Below are 17,279 nucleotides of genomic sequence, written 5' to 3'. Positions count from 1 at the left end.
AAATATGCTAAGTTTAACAAAATTTTGCATAAATTATTAGTGAAAAACTGTTATTTCTTGAATATTTCGCTTATCATAACTATTATGATTGTTTAAAATAACAAATTGATATTTTTATTAAAATTTTGTTGATAATTGGATAAAAAAATGAGTAAAAAACCCAAAACCCCAAGTTTGATTGCCAGTAACAAAAAAGCCCGTCATGAATTTTTTATTGAAGAAACCTTTGAAGCAGGGCTTGAGTTGCTCGGTTGGGAAGTCAAGGCGATTCGTGCGGGCAAAATGCGGATTACCGAAAGTTATGTGATTTTTAAAAATGGCGAAGCGTTTTTGTTTGGCTCGCACATTCAACCGCTGATTAGCACGTCTACGCACCACGTCGCCGACCCGTTGCGTACTCGTAAGTTGTTGTTGCACCGCCGTGAGATTGATAAGTTGTTTGGTATGGTCAACCAAAAAGGTCATGCGTGCGTGGCGTTAAAGGTGTATTGGAATCATGGGCGTGTGAAGTGCGAAGTGGCGTTGGCGAAAGGTAAAAAATTGCATGATAAGCGTGCGACTTTAAAAGAGCGTGATTATCAAAGGGATAAACAGCGTGGGTTTAAAAATTTAGCATGAAAATCCAAGACCGCAATTTTGATGAAATCAGTGAACATTTTGAGAAAAAAATCTACGGTGGCTTAAAAGGTCAAATCCGCCTAGCCGTCCTACGCCATGACATTTTTAACTGGGTAGAAAATTGGCAAACTTCTCAAAAAGCTAAGCACAACCGACCGTTACGAATACTAGATATCGGAGCAGGGCTTGCCCAAATTTCCATTGAACTTGCCAAAAACGGACATGACGTAACCATTAACGACATTTCCGCTAATATGCTAGACATCGCTAAAAGCAACGCCCACAACGAACTTGGCGAAATTGCCGACAAAATCAGTTGGCACACTTGCCCCTACCAAGGTTTAAACGACAAATTAATGGGCGAATACGATTTAATTCTCTGTCATGCCGTCCTTGAATGGCTTGCCGAACCCAAAGCGACTATGGATTTTTTTGATAAATGGCTTGCTAAAAATGGCGGATTATCACTATGTTTTTACAATCCTGTCAGTTTTACTTATCGCAATCTTGTCATGGGTAATTTTAATTTGCTGAATAATACCGATTTTAAAGCGGATAATGGCAGTTTAACGCCAAATAATCCTGTCGCCAAAGACGATGTGTTGGCGTGGCTAAATGATAAAAACTATCAAATTTTGCACACATCAGGCTTGCGAGTGTTTCACGATTATTCACCGCTAAAACGTGGCGGACACACCAATCCGCAAGCGGTGATTGACATGGAAGTCAAATACAGCGGACAAGAGCCGTATAAATGGCTTGGGCGGTATTTACATTTTTTGGTGCAAAAACATTGACACACAAAAAAAGCCAATATAACAATATTGGCTTTTTTAAATTTTAATAAACGTTGTGTTAAATTATTTACCAAAAACTTGTAAACGTTTTTCAATCGGTTCAAACGTTTTTTCACCTGCTGGTACAACGGTATTACCAAACACCATTTGAGCGATTAACTGCCAGTTGCTGTCCACATTCCAAGTTTTTGCCACGTCTTTTTCAATCACAGGGGCATAATGTTGTAAGTTTGCACCGATATTGACCGATGCCAACGCATTCCAAATTGCATATTGGTGCATGGCGTTGGCGTGTTCCGCCCATACTGGAAAACTTTGAGCATACGCAGGGAACTGTTCTTGTAAACCTTTGATAACCGCTTGGTCTTCAAAGAACAATACCGTGCCAGCACCCGCTTTGAACATTGACATTTTGTCAGCGGTTGATTTGAATTTTTCTTCGTCATTGACAATCACACGCAACGCATCTTCGGTCATTTGCCAAAGTTTTTGGTGTTCTGCACCAAACAATACGATAATACGAGTTGATTGTGAATTAAATGATGATGGTGTGTGCTTGATGGCGTGTTCCACAATGCTTATAACTTCGTTATTTGACACAGGTAGTTGGTCGTTTAAGACATAGATAGAACGGCGAGTTTCGGCGATATTTTGTAATGCTTGTAATGACATGGTCATATCCTTTTTGGTTAAAGTAAATTTAAAAATGTACGGCTATTATAAAATATTTTTTGCAAAATAAAAGCAAAATTATGTATTTTCTTTGTAAAAATTATTAACAGTTTGGTTTTATTTTAAATAAAAAATTAATAATAATTTGTCAAAATTTAAAATTTTACTGCGTAATGTTGTGAATACAGGTTCTTAATCAAGGCTTATCAAAACCTTTGTACCAACGTCCACTTTGTCAAACAAGTCTATCACATCAACATTTCTCATTCGCACACAGCCATGCGATAGGGCAACGCCCATCGGTTCGCTGTCTGGCGTGCCATGAATATAAATATAACGTGAACGAGAGTCGCACACGCCGTCTATATTTTCGCCTTGATTAAAGCCTGATTCACAGCCGTCTAACCACAAAATCCGTGATAAAATCCAATCTCGTTGTGGAAATTGTTTGGCAAGTTGTGCATCATAGATTTCGCCTGTAAATTGGCGAGTGACAAAGACGCTGTTGATGGGGAAGTTTTCGCCAAATTTTTCACAAATTTGGTGTTCGCCCAATGGAGTGCAACCTGAGTTTTGTTGTTGTCCTACGCCGTTTTTGGCGGTGGAAATGGGGTAGGTGAGTGTGGTCGTTTCATCTAACAAAAGATAAAGTTGTTGTTGGTGAATACTGATTTTTATTAATGGAAAATTCATAAATGGATTGTGATAAATTGTATGGATAAATAAAAATTGGGCTACGGTTGTAACCCAATTTTATCGTTTTTTGTTAAATTTTTGGCGTTTCCAGTGACCAATGATTGACAAGCGGATAACGGCGGTCTTTGGCAAAGGCTTTTTGGCTGATTTTTGTGCCGATGGGGGCTTGACGGCGTTTGTATTCATTGCGGTCTACCATTGTTAGTACACGCTTGACGATGTCTTTGTCAAAACCTGCTTCAATAATCGCATCAAAACCAAAATCTTCATCAATGTATAATGATAAAATTTTGTCAAGTTTTTCATGGTCGTCCAAAATATGTAACGGTGTATTCGTTTCAGGACGGTTAATCAGATGTTCAGGAATGACAGGCGTTTCTTCTAAACGATTACGGTAGTTAGCCAGTTCATACACTTGGGTTTTATACACGTCTTTTAGCACATCAAAACCGCCTGCCATATCGCCATACAGCGTGGCATCACCGACTGCAAGCTCGGTTTTGTTGCCTGCACTTAAGACCAATTGCCCAAATTTATTTGACAATGCCATTAACATTGTACCACGAACACGAGATTCTATGTTAATCTCGGTGATATCGGCTGGCGTGTGGCTAAAAATCGGCTCTAACGTGTGGTAAATGCCGTCAATCGCTGAATGAATCGGACACACAGTAAACGATACATTGAGGCGTTGGGCTTGGGCTTGAGCGTCTTGAACGGTGATAGGGTTGGTGTGTTGGCTTGGCAAGGCAACCGCATAAACTTTGTCCGCACCCAACGCATCAACGGCGATAGATAGGCTTAACGCAGAATCTAGCCCACCTGACAAACCGATTAACACGCTGTTAAAACCAGAATGTTTGACATAATCACGCAAACCTACCACCAAGGCTTGATACGTTTCGGCAGTTGCACCCAGTGCAATCGGCATTTTCTTTTGTTCCGACACTTTGATTTGTTTGTCATCAAGGCGAATGGACGCATACAGCATTTGCGATAAAAATCTTGGGGCTTCATGTGCGATTTTACCTGTCGCATCAACCACCATTGAACCGCCATCAAATACAAGGTCATCTTGTCCGCCCACGCTATTGACATACACGATTGGCAAATTGTTTTCGCTGGCACGTTTGGCAAGTAGGGCTTTTCGCTCTTCTTGTTTGTGCTGTTCAAATGGCGACGCATTGATACAGACGATAATGTCCGCACCTTTTTGTTTTAAAGTTTTGGCAGGGCTTTCTTGCCACAAATCTTCACAAATTAACAAACCAATCGTTAAGCCTTGATAATCAAATAATACTTGATTTTGACCTTTGTTAAAATAACGGCGTTCATCAAATACGCCATAATTTGGCAAATGTTGTTTGTGATAAAAGCCTTTTTTCTGTCCGTTATGCACAATCGCCACCGAGTTAAACGTGCCGTGCTGGTCAATGTGCGGATAACCGACCAACATCACAATGTCTTTAACGCTGTACAAAATCTCAAAGGCGAGCTTGACACGATTTGCCAAACTTGGGCGTAACAACAAATCTTCTGGCGGATAACCGAGCAAGGCAAGCTCTGGAAAAATAATCAAATTTGCCCCTTTGTCCCTTGCGGTGGTGGCAAGTTCTACCATTTTTCGGGCGTTGCCTAATACATCGCCGACCATAAAATTTTCTTGGGCGATGGCGATTTTTAGTCCAGATTCGCTGTTTTCATTTTTTGGCTGAGGTAGCTCAGTTTTTTTGGCTTTTTTTTCAACGTCTGTTGATAAATTAACATCTGTTGATAAGTTTTCGCTTGGCTGGCTATCATTATTGTATGAACTTTCGTTTTGAATTGACATGATTTTTCCTATTCATTGTTATATATCATTGATGGGGAATAATTATTTTAAAATGCCTTTCTATTATAAAGAATTAAGCAATCTTATCAATAAAAAAATCGCAACTCATCAGATTTTTGCAAAAAAAATTAGCAAAACTTTGCTTGACGTAACTGCCAATCATTGATGTAATATGTCAAATTTTTTGAATAAGGTTTGCCATGTTTTCTGTATTTTTTGTCATGCTTATCATTATCGGTTGTACTTGGGTGTTTATGAAACTCATGTACCCACGCCCACCCAAAGGCTATTATAGACCCAAAGTAGGCGACAATCTTACGCCTAGACACTGTAACTACTGCGGACACAGTTTGGCAGAATGGCGTGGTATTGTGGACGGTGAGCATTTTTTTTGCAATGATGAACATCAAGCCGACTTTAAAGCAGGTAAAACTTACCAACCACAAAATTAATTTTTAACAAAAATAAACAAAGCCTTGAATAAATAAATTTTAGCCTTATTAATAAGTTTAAGCAATTTTAAATCCATTTACCCAAAAGGAACAATCCTATGACAACTATCGCTAAAGACAGCGTTGTATATTTTAACTACACCCTAAAAGATGACGAAGGCAACGTACTTGACCAATCTCAAGGACAACCTTTGGCATACCTACATGGCTATGGCAATATCATTCCGGGGCTTGAAAAGCAACTACTTGACAAAAAAGTAGGCGACAAATTTACCACAAGCATCGCCCCAGAAGAAGCCTACGGCGAGTACAGCGATGAATATGTACAAGAAGTGCCAAAAGCCAACTTTCAAGGCGTGGATAACATTGAAGCAGGTATGCAGTTCCAATCACAAACTGATGACGGTCATGTCATGCTAGTAACTGTGCGTGATGTACAAGATGACATCGTGATTGTTGATGCCAACCACCCACTAGCAGGTAAAACTTTGCATTTTGATGTAGAAGTCGTAGAAATTCGTGAAGCGACTGCCGAAGAATTGGCACACGGTCATGTACACGGTGCTGGCGGTCATCACCACTAATTTTTATCAAAATTTTGATAAAATAAAAAAAGAACGTATCATTGCGTTCTTTTTTTGTTTGTAAGGCTTATAAAATATGCTCTTCCCAATAATCTTGCACCGCTTTATCACTGGCATACACCTTTGCTACAATCGCATCGGCAGGGGCATTATTTACTTTTTTTACCAATTCCACCCACAACTCTGGCGTACCCAATTCCAAAATCACGTTAAACAACGGATTTAAATCTCGTTGTAACAATGACTGGTCAATCATATAACACGCAAACAAACAGCTTTTTGGCTCTTTGTCTGCCAACGCACGATACGCCATACCATCAAGCAACACAGGCACCGTGATTTTAAACGCGGGTAACACTTGCATAGCAAGGTGTGCGGTATTTGGCAATTTTACCAAAGCGATAAATTCATTAATCAGATTTTCATAATACGCCTTGTCATCAGATGATAACTGTTTTTTTTGTTGGTCTTCCACCAGTTTTGCGATACGCACAGGGTCAATCAAATCATTTAATTTTAAAAATTGCTGTTGGGCAGGGGAGAGCGTTAGGGTCATGATGATTACTTTGAAAAAAGGTTATTTTGTATGATGACTATTTATTTAGCCACAAAAAAACCCATTCAAAAGAATGGGTTATCATATATTGCTTGATTGGCTCTCCAACCTGGGCTCGAACCAGGGACACATGGATTAACAGTCCATTGCTCTACCGACTGAGCTATTGGAGAATGGTTAATCAATCAAGTGGTGCATATAATACGGATTTTGAATGGCGTTGTCAAATGTTTTTTTTAAAAAATTATCAAAAAAATGCAAAAAAATCTTGTTGTCAAAAATTTGTCAAAAAATGACGAAAAAAATGCAACAAAAAAGCCCTTTTTTATGAAAAGGGCTTTTGTATATGGCTCTCCAACCTGGGCTCGAACCAGGGACACATGGATTAACAGTCCATTGCTCTACCGACTGAGCTATTGGAGAATAAAGCGGTAGAATTTGGTTAAACGAGCATTTCGTTTTGTGGCGCGTATTTTAGCACAAAAATATCAGCTGTCAAGCGTTTTTGTTAAAAAAAATTTTAAAGTAGCCTAAATGTTTGATCTTTATCATAAATTTTTTATAATTTTAACATAAATAAAAAGTTATGTTATAATAAGCGTTTTTTTATTGATAAATTTTTTAAAAATATAAAGGGTAGGGCTATGCCAAACACATCTCGTATTGATTCAAAACCACAAGCTGTCCCCGTTCAGCATGAATTAACCATGTCTATTTTGATGACACCTAACTATGCCAACTTTACGGGCAATGTGCATGGGGGTGATTTGCTAAGAATGCTTGACCAAGTGGCATATGCCTGTGCTAGCCGTTTTAGCGGTAAACACGTGGTTACGCTGTCGGTAGACCAAGTGATTTTTCGTGAGCCGATTCATGTGGGTGAGTTGGTAACGTTTTTGGCAAGTGTCAATTATGTGGGCAAAACGTCTATGGAAATCGGCATTCGTGTCCATGCCGAAAATATCCAAAACCGTACCATTCGCCACACCAATAGTTGCTATTTTACCATGGTTGCGGTTGATGACAATGGCAAACCGACAGCTGTACCAACTTTGGATATCCAAACAGAAATACAAGCCAACCGTTTTAAAGCTGCCGAAGTGCGTAAAGCATATCGCATAAAACAAAGCGAATTGTCCAATACCGACTCAAAAAAATAAGTCAAACCAAAAGGGCTTGAAACTGCTTCTTGAAATCTAACCAAATCCATCTTAGAATATCCAAATGAACAAATTAATTAGTATCAACGAAGCATCAAAACAACTTGGCGTATCTATCTCAACATTACGTAGATGGGGCAAAAGTGGCATGCTTGTTGCCCAAAGAACGCCAAAAGGACACAGACGTTACGATAAGTACTAGAATGACCCTAATACGTGGACACATCATCGCCCTAGACCCAACGAATAAACAAGCAACCTACTTTGCAAAGGCTTGCGGTGTAGCCCGTCTTGCCTATAACTGGGCATTAGATAATTGGCAAAAACAATACCAAGCCGATAAAACTTATCGTGATGAATGCTTGAAAAATGGCATAGAAATTGATGAAACCAAACTTAACAAACCATCACAAGGCAAATTAAGAAAACAACTTAACGCCATAAAACGTGAAAAATTCCCCTTTATGCTCGAAGTAACCAAATGCAGCCCACAACTTGCAATCATGCAACTAGGAGACGCATTCAAACGCTTTTTTAAAGGTGAAAGCAAATACCCACAATTTAGAAAAAAAGGCGTAAATGACAGATTTAGCCTATCCAATGACCAATTTAGAATAGACGGCAAACGCATAAAAATCCCTAATTTAGGCTGGGTTAAAATGCGTGAAAACTTGCGTTTACAAGGCAAAATCCTATCTGCCAAAATCTTTAAACAAGGCGAAAAATGGTTTGTATCAGTTGCCGTTGAATTACAAGACATCATCAAACCACAACCCAAAACAGACAAACAAGTTGGTATTGATTTAGGCATTACAGACCTTGCCACCTTGTCAAATGGCGAAAAAATCCAAGCACCAAAACCATTAAAACGCTATCTAAACAAACTTAAAAAAGCAAGCAAATGCTTATCAAGAAAACAAAAAGGCTCTAAAAACCGTGAAAAAGCAAAAACCAAGCTATCACGGCTACACTTTAAAATCAGCAATATCAGAAAAGACTTTTTACACAAGCTAACCACAAGCCTTGTTAAGTCTTATGATGTGATTTGTCTTGAAAACTTAAACGTTAAAGGCATGGTAAAAAACCGTAAACTTAGCCGTGCGATTAATGATTTAGGTTTTTACGAATTTAAAAGGCAACTGATTTATAAAGCGAACCAATGGGGCAAGACCATTAAAGAGTTAGACCGCTTTTATCCATCAAGTAAAACCTGTTCATGTTGTGGCTTTATCATGGATAAAGCAGATTTAACGTTAGCAATGAGAAATTGGGCTTGCCCGAACTGTCAAACACTCCACGACAGAGACATTAATGCTGCGATGAATATTTTAAATCATGCAACTAAGGTTTTAACAATCTAATATTTTTGGCGGTGAGTTCCACCGTGTCAGCCTATGGAGTTGATGTAAGTCTTAAGTCAAATGACAAGAGCAAACAACGGCGAAGTAGGAAGAAAACGCTAAATTTGCTCTTGGGTAGATTTAGGTAGGTTTTTTGGAACGGCAGTCTATTTTGGTAAAAGAGCAACAAGTGCAACAAGATTTTTTATAAGTTGCCATGCCTGTGATGGTGGGTGATGTGGAAAAAATGCAAAAAACCTTGCCAGAACTGGAAAAAATCTTTAGATTAACCAAATAACCGCTTGACAGTTGATAAAAAATTGGTATAATTATCCGCTATAAACACAAAAATGTATTACTCCTTTTGTTGGGGTCGTTAGCTCAGTTGGTAGAGCGTCTGCCTTACACGCAGAATGTCGGCGGTTCGAATCCGTCACGACCCACCACTATAATAAAAAACCTAACGTGAAGTTAGGTTTTTTTATGTCTAAAATTTAAGCTCAACATTCAATGTTATTTGGGTAGTTATTCGGTTGTCACCATTGGTTTTGGTTCGCTGCCAGTTTTATCAATATTATCAATCTTGGTAAATTTGGTGGTTTCTTTGATGTTCACATAGTCTGATGAGTGGGTTTGGCTGACAGGTTTTTCATTCGTTGTTGATAGTAAGGCAGGTTCGTTTTCACCATAGTTTTTGGCATTATTGGTATCAATTTTTTGTTGGTTGTGTTTTTTGATTTGTTCGTAATTTTCGTCTAGCTCTTCGGTGAGCTGGGTCACTTCTTGGGTGTCGTTATCTTGTTTTGGTTTTTGACGTTCACTTGGGGCGATGTCTCGTTTGGTCAAGGCTTGGTTGACAGGCGGTGGGGCGACGTTGACATGCTGTTCTATTAAGTTTTTTTGTGCAGGCGGATTGTTGTTAACATGGTTAATATAGTTTGCCAAAGGGCGTTCTATATTGTCTGGATTTGTGGGTGTGCTTTGTACAACGGTATCCGCTGCTGTGCTGGCAGGCATGATGGTTGTTGCACTGGCAGTTTGGGTTAGCAGTGGCGGCAGTTTTTGTTCGGGTGCGATAGTTTGGGTTTGTAGATTGGTTGGGATTGGTTGGGATTTTTTATTTTGAGAAAAATACCAATAGCTGATAAGCGAAACGGCAATCAGTAAATGTAAAATAATGGTCAGTAACCACGCTTTTTTGAGTTCTTTTTTTGGTGGTGTTGGTTGTTGTGGGCTCATGTATGTCCTATTTTTTGTAGTTTTGTGTTGTAATTTTGTGAAGTCATTTTAGCATGGTAAATTATACCTGTTAATCAAAAATCATGCTTTGTTACAAAATTTATTTGTCAAAGTTCTGCTAAAAATTTTGCAAAAAACTGGAATCAAAAAGAAGTAAAATGATAGATTGTGTTTAGTTTATATGTCAAATATTTAACCATTGGTAAAAATTTTGGTGGTTTTTGGGTGGGATTATTTTCTATAGTCAAAACTTAATTATACCAAGCAACTTTCAATACAATCCTTAAGCGAGTTAAAGTTGCTTAGAGTTAAACGAACTTTTTGCTTAATTACCGCCCACAACTGTTCAATTGGATTGAGTTCAGGCGAGTAAGGTGGTAAATATATCAGCTTAATATTGTACTGCTTAGCAATTTTTTGTAAATCGCCACCATAATGAAACCTAGCATTATCCATTATCAAAATACGTTTTGGATACTCACCTTTTTCATCTTTTGGCAAAGATTGACCTAATGTGTGTAGCCAACTTTCAACTATCAGACGTTTGCAACCACCTTCAAAGGTAACAGGAGCGATGATGTTAAAATCATTTAACGGCATTGCTCCAATAATATTTAAACGTTTGCCCTTGTTTGCATCAATTTTAGCATAACAAGGCTTGCCAATAGGCGACCAACTGCGAGTGTAATACTGTCTTTGATAATGTGTTTTACGCCCACTGGTGCAAATTGTTTTGGTTTGGTGTGACCTTGTTCTTGGTACAGTTTTATCCATTCATCAAGGGTGTTACGGTTTATCAGGCGGACAAAAACAACTGGTCACTTTTACTCGTTTGGTATTGACCAATCTGACCATTTGGCTACTTGATGAACCGACCGCTTCTATGGACAACGTTCAAGAGCAACAATGCTTACAAGTCATCGCCCAAGAACTACGAAAAGGCAGCAAAACCTTGATTGTTTATACGCATAAAATGGTGTTGTTAAATCTAGTTGACCGTATTATCATCATGGCAAATAACCAAATCGTCATGGACGGTCCAAAACAAGCGGTGTTGGCACAGTTACAAAAAAATGAAGAAAAAGCCCGTCTAAAAGCATTAGAACATCAGCGAGAAGAAGAACAACTGCGTGACCGCTCACAAGTTTTACAAGAAAAACGCCTCAACAGATAGCGTGGTTAACAATATTAAAATCACTACTATCGGTGGCGTGGTAAAACTGGGCGAAGCCATCATAGAGCTGTTGCCAACGAGCAGTGATTTGATTGTAGAAGCCAAAGTAAAACCTGCTGATATCACCTATGTCAAAGAAGGGCAACACGTCAATGTCAAGCTAGACGCTTATGACTACTCAATCTTTGGGGCGATGAATGGTACGGTTAGCTATATCAGCCCAAATACCTTGATGGAGCAAACGCCAAAAGGACAAGAGCCATATTATCGTGTGCAAGTGCATATCAAAGGTGCGGAATTTCAAGGTCGTGGCAAAGATATCGTCATTCGTCCTGGTATGACGGCAACCGTTGAAATCAAAGCCTTAGAGCGTACTGTGCTAAATTATTTAACCAAGCCAATTACCAAAACCTTGTCAGAAGGTATGGGCGAGCGTTAAAAAAACTTTGTCAAAAAGTTAAAAAAACAGATAAATTGATTGACAACCCAAAAAAAATCGCTATAATACGCACCATGCTTTTAAGCAACCAACTATACGCAGTGGTAGTTCAGTTGGTTAGAATACCGGCCTGTCACGCCGGGGGTCGCGGGTTCGAGTCCCGTCCGCTGCGCCACTTCTTATCAGAAGTTTATGCCTCAAATCTCCCCTGATTTGAGGTTTTTTTTGTTTAAACTTTATGGAAAGTGGCATTATCCATAACAATCACGCTGTTTTGTGGCAGTTCGGGTAATAACAACGTTTTTACCCAATGATGAAAGATATTGCTATTGATACTACAGTCATACAAACCAACTGAAAATAACTGATCGTTATGAATTGCTCCAATGGCATTGGTCATATTTTTAAGTTGCCAATTATGTGTATCAAAACATTTTTGACCTTTGGGTGCATAGGCATAAGGTCGGTAATCATGCGATTTAAAGCCACTTTCATCCAGATAGATGATAGGTCGGTTGTTTTGTTCATACGCTTGTAATTGTTGGGTAAAATAAGTACGTTTGGTTTCATCTGTTTGTGGGTGATTCAAAATCTTTTTTTTAGTTGTGTTGCTAGTCTAGAGCCTTTTTAATAAAACCATAAATTTGCTTTTTTCACTTTTTAAACTTTTTTTTCACACATTTATCATATTTTTTTGCCTTATTTTTTAAGTTATGTTAATCTACACGAATTTAAACCAAACCAATTTTTAACCTTTGGCAGATTTGATATGAAAGTCTTTAATAAAGTTTTTAATTTAGCATTGTTATCAATTGTTGCAATCACTGCAAACGCTGGCACTTACTACAAATGGACAGATGGCAACGGCGTGCCACACTACAGCCAATATGCACCGATCAATGGTGTGGATTTGAACAAAGTGCAAGTTATTAATAGCCGTGAGCTAACGCCAGCAACCAGTGCTATACCAGCAGGACAAGCCACAGCCCAAGCACCTGTTAGCCCAGAGCAACAACGCATTGCCGAGCTTGAAGCACAACAAAAAGCACAGCAACAGCTACAAGACCAAGAGCGTTGCAAAGCCTTGCAAAATAATTTGGCAAATCTAAATACAGGCGGTCGTTTGTACGAAATGGATTCAAAAGGTGAGCGTAAATACCTTGATAGCCGTGAAATTGAGTTAAAACGCCAAGAAGCCCAAAAAGCGATTAACCAATATTGTAAATAATATTAACAATTATTTTTAATAAATTCTTAAAATAAACTGGCAGATAAGTTTTGTCTTATTTGCTAGTTTTTATTTGTCTTTTCCCCCTTTTATCATTTTATGCAAATTCCTATTTATCCAATTGATACCAACTCTCAACAAGATGATTTAATTAAATTAAAAAGTTGGATAAAAGAACAAGTGTTAGATTTAGGATTTGCCGATTGTGGTATCGTTCACCCAGATAATCCAATTTTCCCCAAACAATTAGAAAAATTGAAACGTTGGCTTGCCGATGAAAAAAACGGCAATATGCACTTTTTTTATGACAATCATGATAAACGAGCCAGTCCTGCCTTGCTTGTGGAAGGCACAAAAAGCATTATCAGTGTACGCTTAAACTATCTGGTAGAGCCACCGCCAAAGCGTGCTATTCCTGATAATGACCGTCCCAATCATGCGATTATCGCTCGTTATGCTCGTGGGCGAGATTATCACAAAACCATGCGACAACGTTTAAAAACGCTTGCCAATCGCATTCACGACAAGTTAAAAAAGGATTTCCCACAGTTTGCTGATGATTTTGTGTTTCGTCCGTTTAGCGATTCTGCACCGATTTTTGAACGTCCGTTAGCGGAGCAAGCAGGGCTTGGCTGGACAGGCAAGCATACTTTGTTAATTAATAAACAATCAGGTTCTTTTTTTGTGTTGGGTGAGCTTTTTACCAGTTTGCCTTTGCCTGCCGATTCGCCTGTGCAGTCGCATTGTGGTAGCTGTGTGGCGTGTATTGATATTTGTCCGACACAAGCGATTGTCGGTGAGCATGATGTGGATGCTCGGCTGTGTATTTCGTATTTGACGATTGAATTGGACGGTGCAATTCCTGTGGAGTTGCGTGCCAAAATGGGCAATAAAATTTTTGGTTGTGATGATTGTCAGCTAGTGTGTCCTTGGAATAAATTTGCCAAATTAACGGTAATTGATGATTTTAATCCACGTCATGAGTTGGATACGGCAAGTTTGTTAGATTTGTGGGCGTGGGACGAGCCAACTTTTTTAAAAAAGTCAGAAGGTTCACCACTACGGCGTGCAGGTTATGACAATTTTATGCGAAATATTGCGGTGGCGTTGGGTAATGCAGAATTTAGCCAAGAAATTGTTGATAAATTAATTGAAAAACGCCCAACCTTGAGTGAAAATACGCAAGAACATATTGATTGGGCGTTACATCAGTTAAACAAAAAAACTTAACAAACAATTAAGACGTTGTACCAAACAATTTTTGCATTAGTTTTTCATATAGTTAAAACTGTAATAGACCTCTTTCCAAACCACCTTAACTCAAAATTATAAATCGCAGAAATCAGATTGACCCTTAATCCAAAACGTTTTCTGCGATTACGATAACGACAAGATAATATTTTAAAACGTTTGATTTTACCAATAACATGCTCATTTAACACACGTTGTGATGATAACTTATGAGTTGTTCGGGTGTCATTTTTTTGTGGTTTTGGTTGATAAAGTTGGTATTATATCAGTTTTGTTTGTTGGTTTGGAAAGAGGTCTATTAAAAAAATAACGAATTTTATTGTAATAATATGTTAAAATTAGCCACATTTTCGTTATTTTTTTCATTCTTTTTAAAAAGGGAAACTTATGTTTGTCCTAGAACCCCAACACATCTATTTAAACCAGTCGGCAACCGACAAACAACACGCCTTAAGACTGTTAGCCGATATTTTGATAAAAGACCATTTAACCCAAGACGGCTATTTGCAAGGCTTGCAAGACCGTGAAGCCCAAAGCTCTACCTATCTAGGACAAGGTATCGCCATTCCGCATGGCACGCCTGCTTCTCGTGATAAAATTTTGCAAACAGGTGTGCGATTGGCACATTTTCCGCAAGGCGTGGATTGGGGTAATGGCAATGTGGTGCATTTGGCAGTGGCGATTTCTGCCAAGTCAGACGAGCATTTGCAAGTGTTACAAATGCTTACCAAAGCCCTAAATGACGATGTTGAACAAAAAATCGCCAAAGCCATCACTGCAGACGAGATTTTGGCGATTTTGAACGCCACGCCTGACAGTTTGTTGTTGCACGAAAGTTTAATCAAAACCGATATCCATGCGGACGATTTGGACGAATTGGCGTATCAAGGTTATCAATTGTTAAAATCCCAAAGCCTTGTTGGTGCTGGTTTTTTAACCAATTTGCACAGTGATAAAGCCATTTTTTTACAAGACAATACTTGGGCGGTGGTCGGTGAAACGAGCGTTTTCACCCCTGCGGTGGCGATTGTAAAAAATCATCAACTGGTTGATTTTAATGATAAAAAAATGGATACTTTGGTATTAATCGCCAGTAATGACAAATTAGACCAACAAAAGTTGTCAAATTTGTTAGATGTGTTATTCCAAACGTCTTTGACAAATACCAACAATAGCCGAGAAATCGCCCAAGCCATTCATGCCGAAACTGTGCCTGATTGGATAAAAAAATCGGTGGTTGTGCTAAACCATCACGGTTTGCACGCACGTCCTGCCACCGAGCTTGTGCGTTTAACCAAAGCATTAACAGGCGATATCAAAGTATCGCTTGATGAAATCAATTTTGTGTCGGCAAAAAGTTTGACCCAATTGTTATCGCTTGGGGCGGTGCGTGGGCAGACTTTGACCTTTATTGCCGAGCCAAATACTGACAGCGAAACGGCTTTGGACAGCGTGATTTTGGCGGTGCGAGAAGGTCTTGGCGAAACCATTGAGCCGATTAACGAAAGTAAACCGAACACAGTTGCGGACAACTTAGCCGATGAATGGATTGACCCTTTTAGCCAAAACGAAGAAAACAAAGGTATTCCTGCTTCTCGCGGTTTGGCGGTTGGCAATGCGTTTGTTATGCGTGATAAAAAGTACGATTATGCGTTAATAAGCCAAAATCCTAGCCAAGAAAAACAGCGATTGGAACAGGCGGTTTTGACGGTTAAACAAAGTTTGCAACAACTGATTGACACCGCAAGTAGCAAAGAAATTCGCCAAATTTTTACTGCTCATTTGGCATTGTTGGACGATAGCGAATTGTTTAATCAAGTATTTGTCAATTTGCAAAAAAATATGACGGCAGAAAACGCTTGGCACAGCCATGTGGAAAAAACAGCAAAAATCCAAGAAAGCCTTGATAACAAGCTATTAGCAGAGCGAGCGATGGATTTGCGTGATGTCGGTGATAAGGTGCTTGCAGTGTTGTGTGGCGAAACTTTGGCAGAATTACCCAACGAGCCTTACATCTTAATTAAGCATGACTTAATGCCGTCTGATGTGGCACGCCTTGATAATCGCTATGTGTCGGGGATTTTGACCGCAGTCGGTGGGGCAAGTTCACACAGTGCGATTGTGGCTCGTGCTTTGAGTATTCCTGCGATTGTGGGGGCAGGTGAGCAAGTGTTAGAGATTGCCCAAAAAACGCCTGTGTTAATCAACGGTGCGACTGGCGAATTTGTCATTAATCCAACCGATAATTTGTTAGAACAGGCCAGTCTGGAGCAAGAACGCCAACAATTAGAACAAACTAAAGCCCTACAAACTTGCCAAATTCCTGCAATCACGCTGGATAATCACCAAGTTCATGTGATGGCAAATCTAGGCGATGTCAATAATGCTGAAAGTGCGGTGGCAGGCGGTGCAGAAGGCGTTGGGCTACTGCGAACTGAGCTTGTGTTTATGAAACATAGCCAAATGCCTGATATCCAAACCCAAATTAACGATTACAAAAAGGTCTTTGATGCGATGGCACATCGCCCTGTGGTGGTGCGAACGCTTGATGTGGGCGGTGATAAGCCTTTGCCTTATGTGGCGATGAAAGCCGAAGAAAATCCGTTTTTGGGCGTGCGTGGCGTGCGTTTGACCTTGCGAAAACCTGAAATTTTTAAACAACAACTTACCGCTTTAATCCAAGCGTCAAAACAATCATCGCCAGACCAAGATTTACGCATTATGTTTCCGATGATTGGGCGTGTAGAAGAGTGGCAAAAAGCTCGTGAAATTTTGGACGAAGTATTAGCTGAAAATCCGCACAACAAATTGCAAGTCGGCATGATGATTGAAGTACCAAGTTCGGCAATTATGGCAGAAAAATTTGCCCCATTGGTGGACTTTTTTAGCATTGGCACGAACGATTTGACCCAATATGCGATGGCGATTGACCGTGGACACCCTGTGCTATCTCGTGAGGCGGACGGCTTGCACCCAAGCGTGCTACAGCTAATTGACACCACCGTCAAATCCGCCCACAAATATGGCAAATGGGTCGGCGTGTGTGGCGAATTGGGGGCTGACCGCCAAGCCATTCCAATTTTGCTAGGGCTTGGCGTTGATGAGTTAAGCATTTCATCAAGTCAAATTGCGTTGGCAAAAATGCAAATTCGCAGTTTAACTTTAAGCGATTGTAAACAATTGGCAATCAAAGCCCTTGGCTGCGATACCGCCGCAGCAGTGCGTGCTTTGACCGCATAAGG

Annotated in this window: 19 protein-coding genes, 4 tRNA genes and 1 pseudogene; 14 read left to right on the top strand and 10 right to left on the bottom strand. The window is 39.5% G+C overall.

Annotated features, from left to right (window positions below):
• The first annotated feature begins 147 nt into the window (after positions 1-147).
• Together smpB and ACGTJS_RS01120 are read left to right on the top strand one after the other, a co-directional pair.
• On the top strand, positions 148-618 hold the full coding sequence (smpB, locus tag ACGTJS_RS01125; protein WP_315043409.1) for an SsrA-binding protein SmpB: 471 nt from the start codon (positions 148-150) through the stop codon (positions 616-618).
• Positions 615-1,415 (top strand): methyltransferase, encoded by an 801-nt coding sequence (locus tag ACGTJS_RS01120; RefSeq protein ID WP_410472555.1) that lies wholly within the window; start codon positions 615-617, stop codon positions 1,413-1,415. Before smpB ends, ACGTJS_RS01120 begins: the two co-directional genes overlap by 4 nt.
• A 63-nt stretch (positions 1,416-1,478) precedes the next feature.
• Here ACGTJS_RS01120 and ACGTJS_RS01115 read toward each other — a convergent pair whose 3' ends face one another.
• The 3 genes from ACGTJS_RS01115 to ACGTJS_RS01105 all read right to left on the bottom strand — a co-directional run bounded on the left by ACGTJS_RS01115 (position 1,479) and on the right by ACGTJS_RS01105 (position 4,614).
• Entirely contained in the window at positions 1,479-2,087 is a 609-nt protein-coding gene (locus tag ACGTJS_RS01115) for a nitroreductase family protein (protein ID WP_315043413.1), read from the bottom strand.
• Between the two features lie 192 nt (positions 2,088-2,279).
• Positions 2,280-2,780, bottom strand: coding sequence for a L,D-transpeptidase family protein (locus ACGTJS_RS01110; protein ID WP_410472554.1), 501 nt, complete (start codon positions 2,778-2,780; stop codon positions 2,280-2,282).
• Between the two features lie 73 nt (positions 2,781-2,853).
• Positions 2,854-4,614: an NAD+ synthase gene (locus ACGTJS_RS01105; RefSeq protein ID WP_410472553.1), complete on the bottom strand. Its 1,761-nt coding sequence runs from the start codon at positions 4,612-4,614 to the stop codon at positions 2,854-2,856.
• A gap of 200 nt (positions 4,615-4,814) precedes the next feature.
• Between ACGTJS_RS01105 and ACGTJS_RS01100 the strand changes: the two genes are divergently transcribed.
• Entirely contained in the window at positions 4,815-5,066 is a 252-nt protein-coding gene (locus ACGTJS_RS01100) for a hypothetical protein (protein ID WP_410472552.1), read from the top strand.
• 98 nt (positions 5,067-5,164) lie between these two features.
• Positions 5,165-5,650 carry an FKBP-type peptidyl-prolyl cis-trans isomerase gene (locus ACGTJS_RS01095; protein ID WP_410472551.1) on the top strand — a complete coding sequence of 162 codons (486 nt, stop codon included), beginning with the start codon at positions 5,165-5,167 and terminating at the stop codon, positions 5,648-5,650.
• A gap of 67 nt (positions 5,651-5,717) precedes the next feature.
• On the opposite strand, the gene ACGTJS_RS01090 is transcribed toward ACGTJS_RS01095, so the two are convergent.
• The 3 genes from ACGTJS_RS01090 to ACGTJS_RS01080 form a co-directional block, all read right to left on the bottom strand.
• A complete protein-coding gene (locus ACGTJS_RS01090; RefSeq protein ID WP_410472550.1) occupies positions 5,718-6,206 on the bottom strand; it encodes a hypothetical protein in 489 nt (162 codons plus the stop codon).
• Positions 6,207-6,303: 97 nt separating this feature from the next.
• Positions 6,304-6,379: transfer RNA gene (locus ACGTJS_RS01085), tRNA-Asn, on the bottom strand.
• A 174-nt stretch (positions 6,380-6,553) separates the two neighbouring features.
• Positions 6,554-6,629, bottom strand: a tRNA-Asn gene (locus ACGTJS_RS01080).
• Positions 6,630-6,850: 221 nt separating this feature from the next.
• Here ACGTJS_RS01080 and ACGTJS_RS01075 point away from each other — a divergent pair.
• From ACGTJS_RS01075 to ACGTJS_RS01060, 4 genes are all read left to right on the top strand, one after another.
• Positions 6,851-7,366, top strand: coding sequence for an acyl-CoA thioesterase (locus ACGTJS_RS01075; protein ID WP_410472549.1), 516 nt, complete (start codon positions 6,851-6,853; stop codon positions 7,364-7,366).
• A 64-nt stretch (positions 7,367-7,430) separates the two neighbouring features.
• A complete protein-coding gene (locus ACGTJS_RS01070; RefSeq protein WP_410471903.1) occupies positions 7,431-7,568 on the top strand; it encodes a MerR family transcriptional regulator in 138 nt (45 codons plus the stop codon).
• A gap of 1 nt (position 7,569) precedes the next feature.
• Positions 7,570-8,727, top strand: coding sequence for an RNA-guided endonuclease InsQ/TnpB family protein (locus ACGTJS_RS01065; RefSeq protein WP_410472548.1), 1,158 nt, complete (start codon positions 7,570-7,572; stop codon positions 8,725-8,727).
• 349 nt (positions 8,728-9,076) lie between these two features.
• A tRNA-Val gene (locus tag ACGTJS_RS01060) sits at positions 9,077-9,152 on the top strand.
• Between the two features lie 79 nt (positions 9,153-9,231).
• On the opposite strand, the gene ACGTJS_RS01055 is transcribed toward ACGTJS_RS01060, so the two are convergent.
• Both ACGTJS_RS01055 and ACGTJS_RS01050 read right to left on the bottom strand, forming a co-directional pair.
• Positions 9,232-9,945: a hypothetical protein gene (locus ACGTJS_RS01055; protein WP_410472547.1), complete on the bottom strand. Its 714-nt coding sequence runs from the start codon at positions 9,943-9,945 to the stop codon at positions 9,232-9,234.
• Between the two features lie 255 nt (positions 9,946-10,200).
• Positions 10,201-10,719: an IS630 family transposase gene (locus ACGTJS_RS01050; RefSeq protein ID WP_410472546.1), complete on the bottom strand. Its 519-nt coding sequence runs from the start codon at positions 10,717-10,719 to the stop codon at positions 10,201-10,203.
• Between ACGTJS_RS01050 and ACGTJS_RS01045 the strand changes: the two genes are divergently transcribed.
• The 3 genes from ACGTJS_RS01045 (at position 10,679) to ACGTJS_RS01035 (ending at position 11,733) form a co-directional block, all read left to right on the top strand.
• A complete protein-coding gene (locus ACGTJS_RS01045; RefSeq protein WP_410472545.1) occupies positions 10,679-11,119 on the top strand; it encodes an ATP-binding cassette domain-containing protein in 441 nt (146 codons plus the stop codon). The two genes, ACGTJS_RS01050 and ACGTJS_RS01045, sit on opposite strands and share 41 nt — an antisense overlap.
• 1 nt (position 11,120) lies before the next feature.
• The gene (locus ACGTJS_RS01040) at positions 11,121-11,558 is read left to right on the top strand and encodes an HlyD family efflux transporter periplasmic adaptor subunit (protein WP_410472544.1); all 438 of its coding nucleotides are present in this window, start codon (positions 11,121-11,123) and stop codon (positions 11,556-11,558) included.
• 98 nt (positions 11,559-11,656) lie between these two features.
• Positions 11,657-11,733: transfer RNA gene (locus ACGTJS_RS01035), tRNA-Asp, on the top strand.
• 54 nt (positions 11,734-11,787) lie between these two features.
• Here ACGTJS_RS01035 and ACGTJS_RS01030 read toward each other — a convergent pair.
• Entirely contained in the window at positions 11,788-12,147 is a 360-nt protein-coding gene (locus ACGTJS_RS01030; RefSeq protein ID WP_315043398.1) for a transposase, read from the bottom strand.
• 180 nt (positions 12,148-12,327) lie between these two features.
• On the opposite strand from ACGTJS_RS01030, the gene ACGTJS_RS01025 reads away from it, so the two are divergent.
• Both ACGTJS_RS01025 and queG read left to right on the top strand, forming a co-directional pair.
• On the top strand, positions 12,328-12,786 hold the full coding sequence (locus ACGTJS_RS01025) for a DUF4124 domain-containing protein (protein ID WP_410472543.1): 459 nt from the start codon (positions 12,328-12,330) through the stop codon (positions 12,784-12,786).
• Positions 12,787-12,885: 99 nt separating this feature from the next.
• Positions 12,886-14,016: a tRNA epoxyqueuosine(34) reductase QueG gene (queG, locus tag ACGTJS_RS01020; protein ID WP_410472542.1), complete on the top strand. Its 1,131-nt coding sequence runs from the start codon at positions 12,886-12,888 to the stop codon at positions 14,014-14,016.
• Between the two features lie 44 nt (positions 14,017-14,060).
• Here queG and ACGTJS_RS01015 read toward each other — a convergent pair.
• Positions 14,061-14,270, bottom strand: a pseudogene (locus tag ACGTJS_RS01015) (hypothetical protein); the annotation flags it as partial.
• A 154-nt stretch (positions 14,271-14,424) separates the two neighbouring features.
• On the opposite strand from ACGTJS_RS01015, the gene ptsP reads away from it, so the two are divergent.
• Positions 14,425-17,277, top strand: a complete 2,853-nt coding sequence (gene ptsP / locus ACGTJS_RS01010) for a phosphoenolpyruvate--protein phosphotransferase (protein WP_410472541.1) — start codon at positions 14,425-14,427, stop codon at positions 17,275-17,277.
• The last annotated feature ends 2 nt before the right edge of the window (positions 17,278-17,279 follow it).

Source organism: Faucicola mancuniensis (assembly GCF_046523945.1).
GTDB classification, from domain to species: domain Bacteria; phylum Pseudomonadota; class Gammaproteobacteria; order Pseudomonadales; family Moraxellaceae; genus Faucicola; species Faucicola mancuniensis.
Note: the sequence above shows the minus strand (reverse complement) of the source record. Positions and strands in the feature narration are given on the sequence as shown.